Below are 23133 nucleotides of genomic sequence, written 5' to 3' on the forward strand. Positions count from 1 at the left end.
AACGACGACAAAGACGCAAAACGTTACCTGCAAGCGTAGCGCAGCGGAAATAAAAAAGAACAAACATTTATGAATCGACTTTTTTTAATAATTTTGACTTTTTCACTTTTTGCTATTAATTGTAATGGACAGAAAGCAACTAACCCAAAAATTGAGAAAGTTTTTCTTGAGAAAGCGGACACTACAAAAAACTATTACACAATAATATATCCGTCAAAACTTCCTTGGACAGGATATATTTTTCTAATTCCAGGTTTTGGTGAAACAGCAGAAAACGTTTTACAACAAACTGACTTACCTAACAAGTTAGCTTTAAACGGCATTTTGACAATTATTCCAACTTTTCAAGACGGAGTTTTATCTTTTGGTGTGGATAGTTTAAGCCAACAATCTTTTGACAGAATTTTAAAAGATGTAACTTCAAAACACAAACTTATTGACCAAAAATTTTATGTTGGCGGATTTTCAATTGGTGGTAGTTGTGCGATTAAATATGCCGAAAACTCAGCGATAAAACCAACAGCGGTTTTTGCGATTGACCCACCACTCGACTTTGAAAGATTTTATAATTCCGCAAAAAGAGATATTCGACTTTCGAAAGAGAACGAAGCAAATGAGGAGAATGTTTATATGGTTGACAGACTTGAAAAAGAAACTGGTGGAAGTCCCAAAACAAACCTTACTGGATATTACGCTATTTCGCCTTATTCATTTTCAGATACAACTCAAACAGCAATTAAAAAACTGACAAAAATGCCTTTAAGAATTTACACAGAACCTGACATAAATTGGTGGTTAAAAGAACGTGGTTCAGACTTTACGAGTATGAATGCGACAGAATGTTCAGCAATGATTAATGAACTGAATAGACTTGGAAATCAAAATGCAGAATTAATAACAACACAATATAAAGGTTATAGACAACCTGAGAATAGAAGACATCCGCATTCTTGGAGTATTGTGGATAATGACGAATTAATAAAATGGTTACTAAAATAGAAATAACGCCAGCAGGTAACAGCCATTTTGAGCTAGCTGGAGTTTAGTGGAATTATCGTTTCTCATCAAGTTTTCGTTAATCCGAAAATTGAGCGGTTACGAACATCCAGCCATCTCAAAGTGGCATAACGTTGGCAAACAGTTTAGAAAAACCGAAATACCGAAAAAAATATGAGTGAAGAAAAAAACAAGAATAGTAGCAGCTCACAAGCACCAAAGCCACCTACTACTCAAAGACCAAATACAACATCAAAGTTGCAAACATTCAGCAGAGAACAAAAAAGCGGAAATCAAACCAAAAAGAGAGAATGAAAATAGAACTATGTAAATTGATTTTTTAAATCTTTTTACCATTTTCTCTATTGTTTCTTTATTTTCAATCATTGCACAATTGTAAGATTCAATTTGCGTTGCTAAATATTCTTTATCTAAAGATTCTTCAGAAAATGAAGAAAAGTATTCTTGTATCATATTCTCTGGCAACGCACCTTTAAAACATATTGTGTTTGGAAAAATATTTTTTCTTAAAAATAAAGAACCTGCAATCGTTCCGATTATCAATATAAAATATAAAAAGCTATGATTTTCTATAACTTTAAAAAAAGAATAAGACAATATAGAAAAATAAATAGCTATTAAAATAAATGATTTATTTGTGTTTTCTGCTATAGAACCGAGTAATTCTGTAGCCATTTTATCAGCTTCGCTAAAAATTAGTTCTAAAGAATATTTTGTGTGTTTCTCTGTTTCAATTGCATTCATAATTATTAGTTTTTGTAAAATTAAATATTTTTCACTTACTTCGGTGGAAAAATAAAACCGATTTGCCAACACACGTTTGTACTTACTGTGGTTTTAGTGGAATTACCGTTTCGTAATCGTAAATCTGCAAAGCAGAAATTTGAAAGGTTACGAAGTCCACAGCAAGTACAAGCGTGGGGGACGTTAGCTATAATTTAAAAAAAATGAAAAAACAAACAATAATTCTATTTACATTAATGACTTTATCCAATTTAATATTTGGACAAAATAGCGAAGAAGAACTAAAACATTATAAACAGTTTTTGCCTTATATGATTAAAGGTCTTCAAGAAAGTAAAAATGATTCATCAATTAAAAAATTAGATAACAGAGTAGTTGGAATATTTAATAAACCCTGGGAAGTAAAAAAAATAAACGAAAAAACCATAATAGAAACAATTACTGCCATAACTGCAAACAATTCCCTGAATATTGAACAAGATTATAGACAAAAATGGAATCTTAATTTTACTTCTGCAATAAACAAAAACAATGCAATAGAAGATACTTCAAACATTGACTATATTTTATCTAATACATTTGTTTCTGTTTCTGAAATTAAATTATTTGATGAAAACAATAATTCAGCTATTGAAAAAGAAGAAAGAAAAATTAAAATTAATCAGTCAACTGATTTAGAATTCTACAACTCAGTAATAAACATTGACATCCCTCTTAAAAAAGAATACAGAAATCTAAATGGTAGTATTAAATTAACTTTAAAGCAATTTGAAACTATTGAATACAAGGAGTTAAAAAACACAGATGAGAATATCTTATTCAATTTAGGGAATATTGAAGGAATTAAGCTTTTAAAAATAGAAAAGAACAAGGCTTATTTTTATTTACCACGTTCTATTGAAAATATTAAAATAGTTTCTACAAATAAAGAAGATAAAAAATATGGAGAAAATACTTTAATGCCAATTCCAAAAAGTGTTTATGATTTTGGAATGAAAGACCATTTAAATGAAGATTTGATTAAACCGTTTATAGAAAAAGTAACGTTACATGATATAAATGAAAAACCTCAAATATTGATATATGAAACAAACGGAAATATTGAAAATTTATATATCTATTTAAAGTTGAGCCCAGTAGATTTAACATCAAGAACAATCGAAATAAAACTATAGCTAATCGAGTAGACGGCTCCGCCAGAAACTGACGGAGTGCGCCTCTCACACCACCGTACGTACGGGTCTCGTATACGGCGGTTCGCAAAGTGATGGGTTGAGTTCAATGTGAGTTTCCAACATAGACCGATAGCCTTTCTTCTTAAGCCGTAGTAGGGTAATTGTAGAAGTTAGAATCGGACTTTGAGCAATGCGCCATCCTCCTTTTCTCGTTCTGCTCCAAGCATAAGCATGGTCTTTATCAACCCCTAATCGCATTAGGTTTTTCCTTTTGCGTTCAGGTTTCTTCCAGTCCGTCCAAATGCAATAACGCAGGCGATTGCGCAACCAACCGTCAATTTCTCGTAGTTTTCCTTGAATACTTGTCCCCCGAAAATAGTTTAACCATCCTCGTTGGATTTCGTTGATTTTTCGGATACGTTCCTCGAAACTTCTAGGTGCGGTTTTGCGGGTCGCTTCCTTTAAACTTTGCTTGAGTTTTGCCCAAGCTTTCTTTCCTACCGTTAATTGATACCTGCCTTTTACGCCTTTTTGATAAGTAGATGCAAACGAAAATCCCAATATCGTGAACTGAATCGGTTTTCTAATACCGCTCTTTTCCAGATTGATGGTCAGTTTTAGCTTGTCTCTCAAAAATAGAAAGATAGCATTTTCGACCGTTTTGGCTTGGGTTTTCGATTTGGTATAAATACTGAAATCATCAGCATAACGAACAAACTTTACCCCTTTTCGTGTCAGTTCTTTGTCCAATTCGTGGAGTAGAATGTTTGACAGTAAGGGACTTATTGGGCTTCCTTGCGGAACTCCTTTTCTGCGTTTAATCAGTTTGCCTTTAATGAGTATCGGTACTCGTAACCATTTGCGGATTAACCGCAAAGTCGTTGGGCATTTTACCTTTTGGTAAATTAGGTTCATCAGCAAGCAATGATCCACTTCGTCAAAGAAGGTTTTTAGGTCAATATCTACAATATAATTGTAGCCTTCGTGTATGTTTCCCAAGGCTTTGCCTACCGCTTGGCGGGCGTTTTTATTGGGTCGAAACCCGAAGCTATTCACACTAAAATCCTTTTCGAATCGCGGCATCATCGCTTGCGAGACGGCTTGTTGAAGTAGTCGATCGACTACTGTTGGAACTCCCAAAAGACGGAACTTTCCGCCTCCTTTGGGAATCTCTACTCCAAGAATGGGATGCGGTAGATAACGCTCATTCTTAATATCTTCTAGTAATGCAGATTTATGTTCACGGAAATAATCCGCCAGTTGAGTGGTTTGTAAGCCATCAACGCCTGCACTGCCTTTGTTGACCACTACTTGACGTAGCGCCTTTTGAAGATTGTAAGGATGTGTTACTTGTGCAATCATACTTGTTTGTTTTAATCTGTCCCGAAACTTCGGGATTATTTCAGATTCTCTTTTAACCTGTTCCGCTTCTCTATGGCTATAACTTGCGTTATTCCGTTAGAAATTAAGAACCACTTGCGTTCAGTCCTTCCTTGTTTGTGAGCCCTATGCGGTATCTATTCGCAACTCGTTTCCCACAAGTACTATGACTTCTGCTGACTTCTCTTCGAGATTAACTCGTAATCTAAGAGACCTCCCTCGGTAAGCACTTCCTCTTTCAATCTATCCCCGACGCATCTACTAACTAAACCTGTTGTTTTAAGGCTTTGCATTGCTGTGCATGCTTACCCAATTTAGCTAGCCTCTTATGCGCTTTGTGTTCCTCGGTACAGACTTTTGCCGTTTGGCTTCCTTCACTCAAAGAATCACTTCTCCCGAGCTTGCCACGTGCTAATCGGCTCAATATAATACAACAACTTGCCGATAAGGGACTTGCACCCTATAGATAAAATTCCTACTTTTGAAGGAATTGGAAGTGCATGCAAGGCACACACAGCTAGTAAGCGATAGTCGGGAATTAGGCTGAATTTAAATGTTGTTTTGTATTTGGAGATATACCGATTAACCGAAATATTAGGATAACTTAGCCCGACCATCGCCTACTAGCGAAACGTTAGCTGTAATACAAAACGACCTATAAAAACAAAAGAATGTACTTATCATATATCAAAGTAGAGAATTATAAAGGAATTGAAGTTGTAGAAACAGAATTTGACTCTAATATTAATATTATTATTGGCGAAAATGGGAGTTGTAAATCTGCTATAATTGATGCAATTAGACTTCTATACAACATTGGTGAACCGATTAGAGAAATATCAGTATCATCTGATGATTTTCATCAAAAAAGAATTACTACTGCCGATGGAATCGATATTGAAAAAGCTACATTGATTACAATTACATATATTTTCAAAGGACTTTCTAATGCTCAAAAAGGTGCTTTTTATGAATATATGGTAATCGATCCAAGTGACACTGCAGAGGATTTTGCTAAAATAACAATTAGTTACGAAGAAAAAGACGGCAAATACCCCCATTTTTCTTATAATACGGGAGATATTGATGGACAAAAAGCAGACTATAAAACCTTTGAATTATTTCAACATTACTATTTAGGAGCATTAAGAGATAGTACTCGAGATTTATTAAGCAGTCGTGGAAATGTATTAGGAAGAGTAATTAAAAGATTCGTAAAACGTAATGAAACAGAATCTGAGATTGAACAGATAATGAAAGATGCAAATTCACAGCTACTTGAAAGAGAAGAAGTGAAAAGCACAAGAAATGGTGTCAATGATAATTTAGAAGTGATTTTTAAAAAATTTCTTGATAACAAAATTGGACTCAGAATAGAAGAATCGAAAACAGAATACATTGTCAATGCAATAAAACCCTTTCTACCACATAATAGGGAAAGTTTAAATGAAGAAGGGTTTCATTTATGGCAAAATAGCTTGGGTTTAAATAACCTCATTTACATCGCAATTGTATTGGGTGATGTTAAACAACAAATAGTAGATAACGTAATTCCACATTACGCACTATTAATTGAAGAACCAGAGGCTCATTTACATCCACAACTTCAATTAAGCTTGTACAATTTTCTTACGAGTGCTAACACTTCAGATAATAGTCAGTTATTCATAACTACCCATTCTCCTACTCTGACTTCAAAGGTCCCCTTAAAAAATCTAATTTTATTAGATAATAAGAAAGCTCATAAACTTGAAAATAAATTTAAAAATAGGCTAGGTGAAAATATAATACAAGATACTAGTAAAAACAATCCATTAAGAGAAGTTGATTTTAAATTAAGTCAAAAAAAACTTGAGCGTTATATTGACGTGACAAAATCACAACTTTTTTACGCAAAGTCAGTATTGTTTGTGGAAGGGATTTCAGAAGAACTTTTACTTTCTTCATTTACAAGATTAGACGATTATCAACTCGAGGATTATAGAGTTGAAGTAGTAAATGTAAAAGGAACATCTTTTTATCCTTTCTTATATTTATTCAACAATCAAGAAGAAAATATAAGAATAAATAAACCAATTACAGTGCTAACTGATGATGACCGTTTTACGTCTTCTAAAAATACGGAGTATAGTTTTGAGAGATTGATTGAAACAGATTATACTGTTCTGAACGAATTAGACAATAACATTCAGAATGGTGTTGCAGGAACAAGAATCGCAAATCTACATTCTGTTGCAAATAATGCTGACAATATAAAAATCTCACATTCTTTTAAGACGTTAGAATATGAATTAGCCATTCATAACATCACTGAGAATCGCACTCAATTACTTGACAGTTTTCTTTTTGACTTTGTCAACCAAAATATTACAGATAAAATTGATAAAATTATTGAATACACTAAAACGTTCGAAAATGATATTATGTCAGAAACTGAAAAACGAAAAGTAGGTATTCTATTATGGAAAGCTCTACCATCAAAAGCTGACTTCGCTCAAGATTTTTCGATATATATCCTTGAAAATTTGGAAAGAGCAAAAATCTCTTTCAATATTCCTCCATATATAAAAGAAGGTTTAAATCATTTAACACAAGAAGTATGATTTATGACCTAAATGAAGAAAGAAAAGCTTATCTCCAAGCAAGAGGGAAAGTCATTTTAAATGCTTGTCCTGGAAGTGGAAAAACGACTACTATAGCTAAAAAAATAATAGCGTTGGAACTGTCAAAAGAGATTGATTCCTATTCAGGCATTGCTTGTCTCTCATTTACAAACTCTGCAAAAGACGAAATAAATGAATCCTATTCAAGACTAAGTGGGAAAATTTTGAGGTTTCCTAATCACGTTTCTACTATTGATAGTTTTATAAATAAATTTATCACACTTCCTTTTTATAATATTTTAAATAGGGATTTTAGTAGGCCTAAAATTCTTGACCATACCAATATATTAAATGATATGTGGATGACTGAGTATAGAGGGAGTGATGGAAAATTAAGAGAAGGTTTAAAAAGACCATTAAATAATCCTGAGTATAAGGCAAAAAACAATAGAAGTATATTCTATACATATCCACCAAGTTCAATTAGAATAGAACCAAATGGTTCATTTACGGTTGAAGGAAAAACACCTTCCAATAGTACTGTGGATATTGATAAATTCAATAATTATTGCAAATTAATTAAACAAACGCAATTTAAAAAAGGGTTAATATCAACAGGTGATTCAGCATTTATTGCTCTTCACATTTTAAGAACAAATCCAAAAATTTGTCAATGGTTAGCCATAAGATTTCCTTTTATCATAATTGATGAAGCTCAAGATAACTCTTTAATTCAGCACGCTATTTTTGAAGAACTGTCTAAACAAGGGTTAAAAAACATAGAATTAATAGGAGACCCTTATCAAAGTCTTTATGAATGGAGAGATGCAAACCCAAATGAATTTTTAAAAAAATACAATGAAGACGATAGTTGGAATTCGTTTGACTTAACAGACAACAGGAGATCACCTCAAAATATTATTGACGTTTTTTCTATTCTAAGAAAAGCAGATGACCCGAAAATAAATTGTGTAGATAGTCCTACTCAAAACGATACAATTATTATTTATAAATATTCTGAAAACAATTTACAATCAATTATTAAACATTATGAAGAAATTTGCTCTAAGAACAATTTTAAAAAAAACAACATTGTAGTTAGAGGCAATTCATTAAAGAATAAGTTATTAGGAAATACAACAGAAGAAAAGCCTTGGGGTATTGAGCTACCCAAAGAAATTATTATTGCAAAAAATCGTTTTTCAGGAAATGACATCAAAAATTCCATAAACGAAATGCGCACTATTTCTATAAAATTATTAAATCCAGAAAGTGACTATCATCAGTTAAAAGAAATTGAAAGAAATTCAAAAGAGGACCATCTTTTTAATTCACTTTTATTTCAAATTCTAAACGAATTACCAAGTTTTGAATTAACAGTCGCAGATTGGACAAGTCAAACTCAAATTTTTATGAAAGAAAAATTGGGTTTAAATTATGACGTGGATTTTAATCTTCGAAATAGAAAATCTAAATTCTTCAATAAGGAAATAACATTAAACGAATCTATTAACATTCATTTTAAAAAATCGTATACAGAATCCAATATTCCGATTACCACAATCCATCAAGTAAAGGGAAAAACTTTAGATTCAGTATTAATATTCTTTAACGAAAGAAGTCACGTTAATAACATTCTCTTTGAGGATATTTCGAATCTTGATAACAGCTTTCCTAATGAGAAGAAAAGATTAATCTATGTTGCCATGTCTAGGCCTAAAAAAGTATTGGCAATGGCTTTTCCAAATACAGTAACAGATGAAAATATTATAGGGAAATTTGGAAAAAATATTAGACTTGTCACTGAAGATGAACTGAATGAATAAAAAAGTACTACAGCTAACCGCCATTTTGAGCTAGCTGTAATTTAGTGGAATTATCGTTTCGCATCAAGTTTTCGTTTAGCCGAAAATTGAGCGGTTACGAACTTCCAGCCATCTCAAAGTGGCAAAACGTTAGCGGTAATTATACCCCAAATTCCACTTATCTCTTATTTTACCAAGTCTTTCTTGCATATCCCAACGCTGTTCACCTACTAAGCCAGATACTGCTTCATTTCGCATTTCAAGAACAATATTTCTAACTTCATCCAATGAATAACTACCGCTAACAGCTAGAGTTTCGTTGCGTGCGTAGCACGAACAATGAAACTCCGGTTGAACGGAACCGTTTCCACTTCCGCAACCCTATGCACTTATCGTAAAAAAATTAGAGAGAATATCAAGAGGATTTATGGTCCTCTTTTTTTTGGAGTAGTTTCTGCTTCGTTTTTGAGTGTTTTCGGTAACTTTTGGGCATAAAATCCCTTACCCATAAATTAGTTAATAGAGGAACTTAAACTTTGGCTACCGCCAAGATACCAAGCAGGCGGACCACGCTGATCAAATACTGCTATTCGATGTAAATTCCCTGTTTTGCAACAAGGACATTTGGGTAAAAAAGGTTTCTTTTCTACTTTTTCCAAGACTTTCACTCGAAGTTTCTCCTGTAAAAGCTTTAGCTTTTTACGCTTCCAAGTGCTACTCAAAAAACCATAATGACGAATTTTTACAAAGCGTTTGGGTAATATATGCAAGGAAAACCGTCTGATAAACTCTTCGTGTGTGAGTGTCATTTGCTTCTTTGCTCCTGCCACCCGATAATCCTTATAATCAAAAGTCACATTTTGATTATCGATGCTTTTTATTCTATGGTTACTTATGGCTATTTTATGGGTGTATCTGCCCAAATATTCCACCACAGACTTTGTGTTTCCAAATGGTTTCTTGGCAAAAACCACCCAAGGTTTCTTCCATAAATCTTGTCTTATTTGCTCGTATTTTATAGGCTCTTTTGCTTTGAGTTTTTCGCAAAACTTCGCTCGAAAAACTTTCGATAAAGCCTTTACTGGAAATAGAAATTTACCATCACTTCTACTATTTTTCCATTGCTCCTCTTTGTCCACTCCTCCGCCCGGGACAATGCAGTGCAAGTGCGGATGCAAGCTCAGTTGCTGCCCCCAAGTGTGCAAAACGGCTATCATTCCCATTTGTACTTCCTTATTTTTGCCAAATTGTTGTAGCGTTTCCCAAGTCGCCTCAAACAAAGTATCGTACACTATTTTTGGCTGATGTATAGCCAAAGAATTAATACTAGCTGGCAAGGTAAAAACTACATGGAAGTATGGCACAGGCAAAAGTTCAGTCATTCGAGCCTGAATCCAATCTTCTCGTTTATTCCCCTGACATTTGGGACAGTGTCTATTGCGACAGGAGTTATAGCTAATGCTGATGTTCCCACATGTATCACAACCATCAATATGCCCACCCAAAGCGGATGTCCGACATCTTCGAACTGCCGATAAGGTGCGTAATTGCCAAGTATTGAATCCTAAATTTTCAATGTTTTGCCCTAGTTTATCCAGTACATGAGCTACTTCGTGCTGCACTTGGCAAACAAGGTATCAAGTGGACTAAAGGCTTTTATGGTGTCGAGTTGCGCAATGTGCAAATAGTCCATCGTCGTCTCTATATTTTCATGTCCTAAGAGATTTTTAAGTGTGATAATATCGAGTCCGTCTTCGAGTAAATGCGTAGCAAAAGTGTGCCGAAGTGTATGCACACAAACCTCCTTGGTAATCCCAGCGGCTTTACTGGCTTGTTTGACTGCCCATTGCACTCCACGTTGGGAATAACGACTATCAAAATCACCACCTGCTATGCCTTGGGGTTGTCCGTTGAAGAGATACGTTTTTGGCTTTTCGGCTTCAATGTAGGTTTTGAGTCCTCGAATTAAATGTTTTGATAAGGGAACGTAGCGGTCTTTTTTACCTTTTCCTTGTACTACTTTGAGTTGTTCACGGTCAAAATCAAGATCTTGCAAGCGTACACTTCGCACTTCCATACAACGCAAACCACAACCGTACATCAAACCAATGAGTATTTTGTGTTTAAGCAGTTGACAATGTTGAAGTAATCGCCAAACTTCTTCTTTACTGAGTACTGTAGGTAGTTTTTTGTCGTGTTTTATCGAAGGTAAATGTAGGTACTCATAGGGCAACCCTTCGGATTTAAGTAAGAATCTAAGTCCATAAACACAGTGCTTAAAGTAGGTTTGAGAAGGTGTTTTAGAGCGTTTTTGAAGTAGAAATAAGTATTCTTGCACTTGTTCTACATCTAGCTCAGTAGGGAGTTTTCCAAAATGAAGCGCCATAGAGGCAACATGCTGACCGTAGTTTCTACAGGTACTCTCACTTCTACCTAGAACTGACATTGTTCGCTTAAAGCGATGAAATAAATTACCGAAATCGGGAACTTCTGCGATAGCTCGATTGATGATAGTAACGTATTTTACTACTTCATCCTCTTTTTTTTATCATTGTAAAGGTTTTTAATTATTTTTACAAAGAACTGTATTTTACACAATACACTACCGAAGGTTTAGTTCAACAGCGGTTTGCAAAAATGGCGAAAAATGTGGTAAATTCACGTTTATCTTTCGCAAGAAATTTTACCTTAGCCGAAAGATTTCGGTTACGAAGTTCGCCACTTCTGCAAGCCGCGACACGTTGTGCTTAATTTTAAAAAACCTAGCAAACCGAAAAATAGATTACTGAAAAATGACTAAAAAGATTCTAAGACCAATATTGATTTCAATAATTCAAATTGTCGGAATAGCAGTAATGCACGATAGTTTGTATCATTTTTATCCCATATATCATAAGTCGGTTGGATTTGGAGTGCCTATTTTTTACACAGGAATTATTTTTATTATTTCAATTTTTGCGTTTAATTTTTATCTGGAATTTTTTAAAAGAAATGTTTATCTGATTGCATTTGCTCTTTTGACAGCTACTAGTATTTTTCCATTATTAGCATTTGATAATAGACCACTCAGAAGTTTGCTTTTAATTATCCTAGCTCTTTTTGGATTCATATCTTCATTAGTTTTGAGTAAGTGGAAAACTGAAAACAAACTTGAACCGAAAAAGAAATTTTACAGAGAAATTGAAAAATATTTTAACGCATTATCAGAAAATAAAATTCCAGTTGATTTAATGACGGAATTAGTTCATAAAATTACCGATTCACAATATGATACCTATAAACGATTCTGGAATCAATATCCAAAATCAAAAAAACGATATTCAAAACTTAAACTTGAGGATTTAGAACATCCTTTTACTCATTACTTGACAACAGACTTTTTTAAGGATAAAGAATCTGAAAGCTATAAAAAATACTCTATGATACTTTTGAAATTGACTGAGAAAGAATTTATTGATTACGAAATAAAAAAACATCAATACGAAACGAAATAAAAAACTAAGCACAACCACCATTTTGAGCTAGCTGGAGTTTAGTGGAATTACCGTTTCGCATCAAGTTTTCGTTAATCCGAAAATTGAGCGGTTACGAATTTCCAGCCATCTCAAAGTGGCATAACGTTGCGCGTCATACTAAAAAACAGACCTGAATGGACAAATTATTTAGAATGATATATCTTATTTTTTTATTATTTCTGAACTTTTCTTGTGTTGAAAAGAAAGCAACCGAAAAAGAAATTAATAAATCTGAAATTGTAAGTGATTCAAAAAGAGACACCTTAAAATTCACTTCTGGAATCCGTGCTATCTTTCAAGACAGTAAAGGCAATTATTGGCTTGGAAGTCATAATGAAGGAGTAAGCTATTATGATGGAAAAATATTTCAATATTTCAACAATACTAATGGTTTATTAGACAATCAAATACGTTCAATAGAAGAAGATAAAAACGGAACTATCTGGCTTGGAACTGCAAACGGGGTGAATAGTTATGATGGAAAAAAGTTTACTACTTATACAACTCAAACAAATAACCCAACATTGGAATGGAACAAAACCAGTGGTGATTTATGGTTCAATGCAGGCGAAAAAGACGGAGTAAATCGTTTTGATGGAAAAAAGATGAACTACTTAATTTTTCCAAAACCCAAAAATAAAAATGTTGATAATTCATTCGGGGTAACCGATTTATCAAAAGATAAAAACGGTAACCTTTGGATATCCACATATGCTGCATTATTTAGTTATGATGGCAAAATGACAACTATTTTTGAACATGAAAAATTAAAACTTAAAGCTAATGAGAATTTGCACATAAGAAGTGTATTAGCAGATTCCAAAGGACGAATTTGGATAGGGAATAATGGTATTGGAGTTTTACTAATGGAGCATGATAAAACAATACATTTTTCAGAGATAAACGGACTCATTCAAAAGAATAGTAGTAAAAATGGAAATCTATCACTAACTGGGACAATGGAACACGTTTTTGCAATTGAAGAAGATTCAGAAGGTAATATTTGGTTTGGTGATAGAGATACAGGAGCTTGGAAATATGATGGCAAAAATGTAATTAACTACACTATCAATAACAAACTTTCGACCCCAATGATTTGGTCAATATATAAAGACAACAGCAACAATTTACTTTTTGGAATGGCAGAAGGTGGAGTTTATAAATTTAACGGAAAATCTTTTGACAAAACGTTTTGATAAGAAATACGAACCGCCAACAGCCTTTTTGAGCTAGCTGGAATTTAGTGGGATTATCGTTTCGCATCAAGTTTTCGTTAAGCCGAAAATTGAGCGTTTATGAAACAAACACCACGTTAAGCCAAGAACCGTGAGTTGTACTATTCACCAATCCTGTGTGAATTCTAAATAGCTATATATCAAAACGACAAAGTAATTAAACGTTACAGCAAACTCTTAAAATTAAAAATTTCAGCCGAGTGTAATACTGATAAATACGCCACTAACTTTAGGTTTAAGTACTGACTTCAATTTTAGTAGCGACATTGGTACAGATAATGTAACCACAAAAGATGAAAACACTTAACTCGTTTTAAAAATGGGATTATATATACCTCTAAATTTGAAATTTTAACACCCGAAAACGCTGTCTTTTATAAACTTTGTGATTCCCATAAGCATAACATGCAAAGACGACCATAAACTCAGCCAAAACCTTAATAAAAAAAGAATTTACCTAGGAGAGGTATTTATAACGACAAGATTAATGTTTTAGGTATCTATTTTGCCATCTTTAATCCCTTTGATGTAGCGGTTTTTTTTAAGAAAAACCTTAACAAGGCATGCAAGTGTTAAAGTTAATCTCTTGACTTTAAGACAGTATTAATAAAGTCCCCTTATTTAAATTGTAAACTGCAGATTAATAATTAAAACACTTACATATGAGTACAACATATTTGAATACCAAGTCAAGAGGATTAACAAAAACAGTAGCTGAATTCTCCAAACAGGATGGTCAGAGCAACAGTGAGTTCCGTGAATTTATCAAAGAACAAGTGGTGGAGCATAGAAGAGAAGGAATGGACGTATTCAAATCCCCAAGACCAGGAGATGACCGAAATAACGAATAACTTCCTATCCACAATGGAAAAAGGAGTAAATAAAAAAGAAGTAAAAGGCTATTTAGGAAATCTAAATAGCCTTTTATCAATTTATCTAAACAAGCAATAAAAACCATAAAGTATGACAATTAAATACCTGTGAAACTAAAGCTAACACAGTATATAATTCATTGCCAGTCCTCACCTACTTGCAAATACTGAAGCGTCGCGGCGCTTGAATTTACTATCTGTGATTTATTTACTAAATTAGTTGCTTAAATACGTAACAAAAAATATATCTAACGTTGTACTTCATTATAAAAACACTTAAAAATTAATAAATTATGAAACATATTATTACAGTATTTGTTTTTGCAGGAATTTTGATTTCTTGTAATTCATCAGACAAAACAAAAAAGCCAACACAGGAATCCCCTGCAATGGAATCTGAAATAAAAAGTACATCAAATGACAATAATAAACAATTAAAGAATATTGATACTGATGAAGCTTTAATTGCAACAGCATTAATGGCTGCTCCCAAAGAAAGCAGATCGAAATGTAAAGTTATTGGATATAATATGGCAGGTGAATTTGTGACCCTTAAAGAAGGAGATAATGAATTTATTATTCTTGCAGATAATCCGACTCAGGCCGGATTTAGTGCCGCATGTTATCATAAAGACCTCGAACCCTTTATGGCAAGAGGAAGAGCCTTAAGAGCAGAAGGAAAGAATGAACAAGAAGTCTTTGCTATCCGTGAAGAAGAGATGAAATTAGGTCAACTAAAAATAACTCCTGGGTTGACTTTACAAATCTACTACGGGGCAAAGACCGTATATGACTCTGCAGCCTCAAAAGTGGAAGGTGCGCAACTTCGCTATGTGATATATCTGCCTTGGGCCACATCAGAATCTACTGGTTTGCCAGAAGTCCCAATGGCTTCAAATCATCCTTGGATTATGAATCCCGGAACACATAAAGCGCATATTATGATTTCACCTTTACCAGAAGATAGAGAATAGCATTGATGAGGAACTATAAGTAGTATTAAAGAAAAACAAGCCCCATTATGTTGGCAAAAATATAAAGATTCCTATTTAGCTTTTTTTTATTGTTTGGTGGTAGGTTTAATTAAAGTGCTTACAAATAATTACAACGAGACAACTGAACTCCCTCAAAAAAGACGACCAAGCCGAGCCGGATATTGGCAATAATGTCAGAAATCAATCTACAAACAAAAGGCTTTATACAACTATTTCACATCATGCGATTCTTTTAAATGTACCAACTAAAATAAGCTAACGAGACAATACTTCATCTCAATTATTCTACCTTTAGAATCAAATTATAAACCCGCTTGAAAGAAAAACTCAAACAATTAGAATTATTTTTAAAGAGCTCCAGCTTTGACCGGGGAATTCGTATTGGATTTGGGATTGTTGTACCCCTTTCATTGTTGTATCTTTTAGGGTATTTTGAATATGCTCCAGCTGTTGTTATCGGTGCTTTTTTAAATGCGCCAGGCGACATCCCGGGCAGCAGCAAACGCAAAGTCAATGCCATTTTAGTCAGTATTGGATTAACAATGGTTATTACAGCTATAATCCTATTTTCAAAACCTCTCTTACCCCTTTTATTGGTGGCAATTGCAATTATTACGTTTGCTGTGTCGCTGCTTTCTGTTTATGGTTTTAGAGCGTCTTTAGTGTCCTTTTCTGGCTTGTTGGCAATGGTAATAGCAATTGCCATTCAAAAAGAAACAGCGTATGATATTTTAGTTCAGGTTGCCTTAATGGGAGTTGGAGGTCTTTGGTATTTAATCGTATCCTTTATTTTTCAAAAACTTGCGCCTGTAAAAGATCAGAATCAACTATTGTCAGATACGCTTCTCCTTATTGGTGAATACCTAAAAATACGAGCCAAATTATTAACAAAGAAAACCAAGCGTGACGAACACCTTAAACAAAGCTTCGTCCTGCAACATCAAATCAACGAAAAGCAGGAAACACTCCGAGAAACACTGCTTACCGCACGTAAACGTTCCGGACGTTCGCATTATGAAGAAAAGCAACTATTAATCTTAATTTCCTCCATCAATATCTTCGAATTGATAGAAGCAAAACATTTGGATTATAAAATGATCGATGCCATTTTTGGCGAGCATAAAGAATTTCTAAAAGCTTCCAAAAATCTGAGCAAAATCATGGGTAACCACCTCATCCGTTTGTCTGAATTATTGATTCAAAATGATAAAATACCAAATAAAGATAGTCTATTAAGTGCATTAGCAGAAGCCAACGAATCTATCCAGAATTACCTGGATACCGTCAAATTACCTGAAGCGCGTGAAGGTGCTTTAGTATTGAAAAACCTATACGATTACCAAGAGCAACTGCTACAAGAAATCAGAGTTATTAGACGTGTAATGGCCAATGTCAAAGAGGCTTCAAAAGTATCCTTAAAAAGACAAGATTCGAGTCAGTTTTTAACGCTACAGGAATACAGACTGAATGTCATTGTTCAAAATTTCAGTTTGGATTCCACCATGTTCAGACATTCATTGCGCCTTACCATTGCGATAGTATTTGCCTATCTATTAGGCTTTCTTTTTGACATCCAAAACACCTATTGGATTTTGCTGACCGTCATTGTTATTATGCGACCTAGCTATGGTCTAACCAAAGAGCGGTCGAAAGATCGTATCATCGGCACACTCATTGGTGCGGCTATTGCTGTTGGTATTGTGCTGCTTACTCAAAATGTAGTGGTTTATGCAGTATTGGCATTTGTTTCGTTTGTATTCGCATTTGCATTGATTCAGCAGAATTATAAGTTTGCTGCCGCATTGATCACCATTAGTATCATCTTTGTGTATTCCTTAATCAATCCTGATGCCTTTGAAGTGATTCAATACCGCGTCATCGACACTGTCATTGGAGCCACTATCGCTGTCGTTGCTAATTATATACTCTTGCCAAGTTGGCAAGCCAATAATCTAAAACAGGTACTTCTGACGGCTTTAAAAATGAACAAAGAATATCTTTTAGCAACACAAGAGTTGTATCAAGATCCTTTTAAACATAAACTCTCCTATAGTTTGGCAAGGAAAGAAGCCTTTCTTGCTATCAGTAATTTAAATGCTGCCTTCCAGCGATTGACCCAAGATCCAAAATCGAAACAGAAAGAATTTCAACTGATTTATGAAATTGTGACGCTTAACCAGACAATGGTTTCTGCCATCGCATCCATCGGTAGTTTTATCAGTAATCATCAAACCACTCCTGCTTCTATAGAATTTAATATACTCATCAAAAAAATCTCCAATACCCTACAGATGTCAATAGATAGTTTTGGCGATACTCAAATAAAGAAAAAAGTCGATAAAGAAACTGCTGAAGATGCAGAGGAAAAGTTGTTGGGTAAATACCAGCAATTATCAAATTTGCGAGATGAAAATATCAGATTAGGTCACACCGAATTAGATACCGAAACGCTTCATGGTCTTCAGGAGGCTTATTTGATTGCCAATCACATGACGTGGTTAAAATCCCTTTCAGAAAACCTACAAAAGGCAACGGAACGTTATCGTTCAGCTATTGTAGAGGAGCAATAGCAATTTTATTGGGTTTAAGTCAATAACTCCCAACGTAATTTTTCAGTACTACTACATCACTTCCTCACGAACTGAATTTGGCACCTGTCAATATTATCTTTTATCTACTTTATTATATATTCAGTCCTCACCCTATTTGATCACTTGAATTGCCTAAAGACAAAAAAAAAATAACTCATGAATTATTAAGTAGTTATTTCTTAGAACTGCCGCTTTCTACTATTTGGTTTATCCTACTCCGGAATTCGAACTTCCTTTTAATCGAATATCAATTGTTTTTTCTTTACAGTTAGCCTCTTCATTGCCTCCATTAAGGTTGCCTCTTTTGTTTTCTGACAAACCCAATTCATTTTAGACTCAATTCGACGCAACCGCCAATAAAATGGCTACGTAATGACAAACAGCAGCTGCGAGCACAAAAATTACTCAAATCTAATCCTAACATGGTTCTATTGGCTATATAATTTACCGTTTTCTTACTATCTATTCTACTTCCAAGAGGTCTGCTCCACCGCTCTCGGATGAATCCTTTCGTGTGGCTCTCGTAAAAACTAATTTTCTGTTTTTTAAGTAATGAGTAGCACTTATAAATTCGACAATACAGCGTGTTTGTAAAGTAAGAGCTCCACAATTGTAGCATTATGATAAGATATGTTTACCCGCAACGATTACCAAAATTTATTAATTGACTAAATGATCAAAAAAATAAAGGATTAGAAATTCATACTTGTGTATTTGCGTTTTTAGTGAAATTAAAAAAAATATCGTATTTTAGTCAATCGAAAATACACTGCTTTAAATTCCCCAACCTATCAAATTTCCAGACCGTTAGCAGTAATGCGCTACCACAATGAATTATAAACATATTTAAATGTGTGTACGATAAGATTATTTAAAAAATTTATGGAATAAACAATCGTTTTTCAATATTTACTGACTAAAAACTAAGCTTATGTCATCGAAAATAGTAGATTTCAGCAATTTAAAAGGAGATTTTATTGGAGGTCTGGTCGCTGGAGTGGTCGCCTTACCCCTCGCCCTTGCTTTTGGTGTGCAATCAGGAATGGGGGCGACGGCAGGTCTATATGGTGCAATCATGGTAGGGATATTTGCAGCAATATTTGGTGGAACACCCACTCAAGCTAGTGGCCCTACTGGACCAATGACAGTTGTTGCTGCTGCCTTAGTTGCTGCATCAATTCAATTAACGGGAAGTCTAGAAACAGCGATGGGGATTATACTTTTAAGTTTTCTGTTAGGTGGCCTTTTGCAGATCGTTTTTGGACTGATAAACATTGCTGGCTATGTGAAATATTTTCCCTACCCCGTAGTTTCTGGTTTTATGAGTGGAGTAGGTCTAATCATTATACTTCTTCAATTATTCCCCTTTGTAGGACTCATTTCGGCAAAATCAACCTTCGCAATATTGGAGGATTTGCCCCGACTTTTTTCGGAATTTAATATTCATGCTCTTGCTTTAGGCATTTTGACGGTGTTAATTTATTATTTATTTCCACTACTCACTAAAGCGATTCCAAGTGCGCTGGCAGCCTTGATTATTGGTGCGCTTACGGGCTATTTTCTGGGATGGGACGTACCCGTTATTGGAGAAATCCCATCTGGAATTCCAAATTTACAGATTGGGACCATGTTCAGTACTATACCACCGGAAGCGTACAGCTTAATAGTAGAGTATGCAGCCGTACTGGCCGTACTGGGTAGTATTGACTCCTTATTGACTTCGGTAATTGCAGACAATATGACGAAAACACGGCACAATAGCAACCGAGAATTGATTGGACAAGGAATAGGCAATATGCTGGCTGCTGCTTTTGGGGGAATCCCAGGTGCAGGAGCAACAAAAGGCACCGTAGTCAATATTAATGCTGGAGGTAAAACTCGGATCTCAGGAGCAATTCATGGCTTATTTTTACTGGCAGTACTTTTAGGTTTAGGTTCATTAGCAGCGTATATCCCACTATCAGTTTTGGCAGGGTTACTAATTCCTATTGGCTTCAAAATTATTGATATCAAAGGCTTGAAGCATTTACTACGAGTACCACGAGCCGATGCAGCGGTTTTAATTTTAGTGCTAGTTATTACTACTTTTGGGAGCCTGATCCAAGCAGTTGGTCTTGGTGTTGCACTAGCATCTATCTTATTTATGAAAAAGGCAAGTGACCTTGGTGAAAAGGGCATTGTCATAGAATCTGTAGAAAACTTGAAAGACGAAAAACCATGGCAAGATGAATTGCCTTTCTATGATGAGTATAAAGATAAAGTGTTAATCAAGCACTTGAAAGGACCGCTATTTTTTGGATTTACAACGTATCTCAAAAATCAAGTTGCCACTACAGACAAAAAGATAAAAGTCTTAATCATTCGAATGGATCAAGTGCCGGTAATAGATCAATCTGGACTTTATACTCTAGAAGACATCGTGTTTGATTTAGAACAGCTGGGAACACAAGTATTATTGGTCAACCTACAAAAGCAACCCATGGACAAATTAAGATCTATTGATATTATCCCTGACCTAGTGGCAGAAGAACATCTTTTTGCAAGCATCGAAGAAGCCTTTGCTTATATAAAGAAGACAAATACATTAGAATAAAGTATGTTTAGTATTAAAATTTTGACTTTAGAGTCAAATATGTTTCTTAAAGTGATAATAGTAGGAACTATAAAAACACGAAAATGGCACTAAGCTCAATGCGAATCTCCAGTGTTTATAAAAACCGTGCTAGCTAATTAAAACAAAAACAGATATGGACATTAGAGTAATAGAAACAATACTGGCAGTCGCCTCCTTTTTTATTTTAAGATTTGCCACTATAAAATTTCTTTCAAAGATTCAAACTAAATATGATTATTCAAAATATAGAATGAGACCTATTCTGAAGTTCATTAATTTAGCCGTTTTTATAATACTCGTAACTATAATAATAGCGATTTGGGGAGTTGAACAGACAAAACTTTTGACTTTTATTACTTCAGTTCTCGCAGTTATTGGCATAGCATTATTTGCCCAGTGGTCTATTCTTTCAAACATATCTTCAGCACTAATCATTTTTATAAGCCATCCCGTTAAATTAGGAGAATCAATTACAATTATCGACAAAGAATTTGATATTACTGGACGAGTGTCTGACATAGGGCTATTCTATGTAATTATGAAGACAGAAACCGATGAAAAAATCATGATTCCCAACAACCTTTTTTTACAAAAAGCAACAAAAATAAATTCAGGAAAGTAATAGGTGAAGTTCTATTAATAAGCTTCTTACTCCCTGCTCCCGGATGAATCCTTCCGTGTGGTTTATTGATCCTACTGAATTAAGCTTCTACATCAAACCCTTTAATTGTGATCACCTTAGTGTTTCTCATTTGTCATAGGCAATAGTCTCCGATTTGCGCCTGCTCCCCGCTTCCCGAAGTGTTCGTCTCTATATGGTACACAAATGTCTCATGACTTTGTGCTTTTTCAGAAGCTCTTCAAGAGAAAAAACAGCTCAAAAGTCTCCGATTTTTTCCGTAAATGTTTTTAGAACCAAATGGATTTCATAAGATAGTCAGGGAAAAACTGGGGAGACTTTTATTAGATTTACGTTGTACAAGAACATTTAAAAAAGTTCGACGTCGGGAGACTTCGCAGAGCGGGGCGGTTTTAGTATTCAAAGGCTAATCGAAATAATATCATTTTTAAAAATGGAAGTTAATTAAAGCATCCAAATTGCCGTTGACAAAGCACAGCATTCCACCCTATCCAATCAGGAGATGAATAAAGTTCAAAAATCAGAAATTCACAATTTTCATCAATTTGCCTTTTCGTATATAACTTTGAATAATATTTCGCGCATCGCGATTGTTCTGCATGGGAATAAGTATGTTTTTTAGGTTTTCGATCGGCAAAATTGGGCAATTCAAATCATAAAAAGCATAGCCCTTGTAAATTCCGTTCTCAATCAAAACTGCGCTAAGTTCACTGCTATTCCTCCCTCTGTCATGGAGTATCATACTATCCGCTTCGAAACTGCTTTTATCAATAAATTTTTGAACCCTTTCATTGTACTCTTTAGGTAAAACAGAGCCAATGCAGGCACCATCACATTCTTTTATTTGATATTGAAAACATTCCTTTTTTGTTTGGTATAAACCCGTGAATTTTTGGCATAAACGGTAGTGTGATGTAATGCTGAACAGCGCATTTTTTGCTTCTTGCAGGGAAGCAAAGGAGGTAATTTCTTTTTTTTGACCATCCGCTTTTTGCAATTTTAAATTCAAATAGCCATTTTCATCTTTCTCAGCGTACAGTACAAACTGAAAAATACTCTTTCTTTGCGCACGATTATAGATGGGTTTGTTAATTTTTATCTCTTCGCTTTCTTTCAATAAAGCAATGAGTTCACTTCCGGTTTCATAATAAGTTAGCGCAAAAACGTCAGTTTGAATTTTCTTGGATTTGGTGGAATTTCCTGTAAAATGCTGCTTGATTCGTTTATTAATATTGTTGCTTTTTCCAACATAAATCAACTTTCCTTTTTGGTTGTGCATGTAATAAACGCCCGTAGTGCAAGGCGCACTTTCTAAAAGGTTCTTCAATTTGGGAGCTATTCCTTTTTGGACTTCAAATTTGATGTGCGCTTCTACTATTTCAGTATTGAGATCCGTATCCAAAAATAGTTTAAACAACTTCAGGGTGGCCAACGCATCCCCACTTGCACGGTGGCGGTCTACGATAGGAATTCCCAAAGCACGAACTAATTTACCCAAACTGTAGGAAGCTTGTTTAGGCAATAATTTTTTGGATAATTCTACCGTGCAAAGTGTTTTTTGATTAAAATCATATCCCAAACGGAGAAATTCAGTGCGAAGAATTCGATAATCAAAACTGGCATTGTGTGCTACCAAAACACAATCCTTGGTCATTTCAATAATACGTTTGGCCACTTCAAAAAATTTTGGAGCGCTCTGTAACATCTCATTATTTATACCGGTTAATTGTACCACAAAAGGCTGAATCGGGATTTCAGGATTGATCAAACTAATAAATTGATCCACAATGTGGTGACCATCATATTTATAAATGGCAATTTCGGTAATCCCTTCTTTATTGAATTCTCCTCCGGTAGTTTCGATGTCAAGTATTGCGTACAAAATTCAGTGTTCAATTTACGGTGTTCACTTTACAGTATTTCTGCAAGCAGTTTTCTTGCATCAAA

At 34.5% G+C, this 23133-nt stretch carries 16 protein-coding genes; 11 read left to right on the forward strand and 5 right to left on the reverse strand.

All coding sequences use genetic code 11. The features are described 5' to 3' along the window. The first annotated feature begins 69 nt into the window (after window positions 1-69). On the forward strand, window positions 70-999 hold the full coding sequence (locus tag BLV91_RS04520; protein WP_245709603.1) for an alpha/beta hydrolase: 930 nt from the start codon (window positions 70-72) through the stop codon (window positions 997-999). Between the two features lie 249 nt (window positions 1000-1248). Here BLV91_RS04520 and BLV91_RS04525 read toward each other — a convergent pair whose 3' ends face one another. Next, window positions 1249-1761, reverse strand: coding sequence for a hypothetical protein (locus BLV91_RS04525; RefSeq protein ID WP_091430133.1), 513 nt, complete (start codon window positions 1759-1761; stop codon window positions 1249-1251). 203 nt (window positions 1762-1964) lie between these two features. On the opposite strand from BLV91_RS04525, the gene BLV91_RS04530 reads away from it, so the two are divergent. Further along, on the forward strand, window positions 1965-2936 hold the full coding sequence (locus BLV91_RS04530) for a hypothetical protein (protein WP_139262274.1): 972 nt from the start codon (window positions 1965-1967) through the stop codon (window positions 2934-2936). Between the two features lie 45 nt (window positions 2937-2981). On the opposite strand, the gene ltrA is transcribed toward BLV91_RS04530, so the two are convergent. Further along, window positions 2982-4298, reverse strand: a complete 1317-nt coding sequence (ltrA, locus tag BLV91_RS04535; RefSeq protein WP_091430135.1) for a group II intron reverse transcriptase/maturase — start codon at window positions 4296-4298, stop codon at window positions 2982-2984. Window positions 4299-4987: 689 nt separating this feature from the next. On the opposite strand from ltrA, the gene BLV91_RS04540 reads away from it, so the two are divergent. Both BLV91_RS04540 and BLV91_RS04545 read left to right on the forward strand, forming a co-directional pair. Continuing rightward, window positions 4988-6919: an ATP-dependent nuclease gene (locus BLV91_RS04540; RefSeq protein ID WP_091430136.1), complete on the forward strand. Its 1932-nt coding sequence runs from the start codon at window positions 4988-4990 to the stop codon at window positions 6917-6919. Continuing rightward, window positions 6916-8745 carry an ATP-dependent helicase gene (locus BLV91_RS04545; RefSeq protein WP_091430138.1) on the forward strand — a complete coding sequence of 610 codons (1830 nt, stop codon included), beginning with the start codon at window positions 6916-6918 and terminating at the stop codon, window positions 8743-8745. The genes BLV91_RS04540 and BLV91_RS04545 overlap by 4 nt, the downstream gene beginning before the upstream one ends. Before the next feature lie 491 nt (window positions 8746-9236). Here BLV91_RS04545 and BLV91_RS04555 read toward each other — a convergent pair whose 3' ends face one another. Beyond that, window positions 9237-10346 carry an IS91 family transposase gene (locus BLV91_RS04555; RefSeq protein WP_091430142.1) on the reverse strand — a complete coding sequence of 370 codons (1110 nt, stop codon included), beginning with the start codon at window positions 10344-10346 and terminating at the stop codon, window positions 9237-9239. Further along, window positions 10331-11110 (reverse strand): tyrosine-type recombinase/integrase, encoded by a 780-nt coding sequence (locus BLV91_RS04560; protein ID WP_245709604.1) that lies wholly within the window; start codon window positions 11108-11110, stop codon window positions 10331-10333. The genes BLV91_RS04555 and BLV91_RS04560 overlap by 16 nt, the downstream gene beginning before the upstream one ends. 406 nt (window positions 11111-11516) lie before the next feature. Here BLV91_RS04560 and BLV91_RS04565 point away from each other — a divergent pair, with 406 nt between their 5' ends. The 7 genes from BLV91_RS04565 to BLV91_RS04595 all read left to right on the forward strand — a co-directional run bounded on the left by BLV91_RS04565 (window position 11517) and on the right by BLV91_RS04595 (window position 21168). Next, on the forward strand, window positions 11517-12218 hold the full coding sequence (locus tag BLV91_RS04565) for a hypothetical protein (protein ID WP_091430146.1): 702 nt from the start codon (window positions 11517-11519) through the stop codon (window positions 12216-12218). A 155-nt stretch (window positions 12219-12373) separates the two neighbouring features. Continuing rightward, window positions 12374-13435, forward strand: coding sequence for a ligand-binding sensor domain-containing protein (locus BLV91_RS04570; protein ID WP_091430148.1), 1062 nt, complete (start codon window positions 12374-12376; stop codon window positions 13433-13435). A gap of 701 nt (window positions 13436-14136) precedes the next feature. Then, complete coding sequence (locus BLV91_RS04575) at window positions 14137-14325, forward strand: hypothetical protein (protein ID WP_091430150.1); 189 nt, start codon at window positions 14137-14139, stop codon at window positions 14323-14325. 314 nt (window positions 14326-14639) lie between these two features. Next, window positions 14640-15320, forward strand: coding sequence for a hypothetical protein (locus tag BLV91_RS04580; protein WP_091430152.1), 681 nt, complete (start codon window positions 14640-14642; stop codon window positions 15318-15320). A gap of 335 nt (window positions 15321-15655) precedes the next feature. Beyond that, window positions 15656-17911, forward strand: a complete 2256-nt coding sequence (locus BLV91_RS04585) for an FUSC family protein (protein WP_091430154.1) — start codon at window positions 15656-15658, stop codon at window positions 17909-17911. A gap of 952 nt (window positions 17912-18863) precedes the next feature. After that, window positions 18864-20525, forward strand: a complete 1662-nt coding sequence (locus BLV91_RS04590; protein ID WP_245709605.1) for a SulP family inorganic anion transporter — start codon at window positions 18864-18866, stop codon at window positions 20523-20525. 154 nt (window positions 20526-20679) lie between these two features. After that, complete coding sequence (locus BLV91_RS04595) at window positions 20680-21168, forward strand: mechanosensitive ion channel domain-containing protein (RefSeq protein ID WP_091430157.1); 489 nt, start codon at window positions 20680-20682, stop codon at window positions 21166-21168. 538 nt (window positions 21169-21706) lie between these two features. Here BLV91_RS04595 and BLV91_RS04600 read toward each other — a convergent pair. Continuing rightward, window positions 21707-23068 (reverse strand): exonuclease domain-containing protein, encoded by a 1362-nt coding sequence (locus BLV91_RS04600; protein ID WP_091430160.1) that lies wholly within the window; start codon window positions 23066-23068, stop codon window positions 21707-21709. Window positions 23069-23133: the final 65 nt, after the last annotated feature.

Origin of the sequence: Flavobacterium degerlachei (assembly GCF_900106645.1) — a bacterium.
GTDB lineage: Bacteria > Bacteroidota > Bacteroidia > Flavobacteriales > Flavobacteriaceae > Flavobacterium > Flavobacterium degerlachei.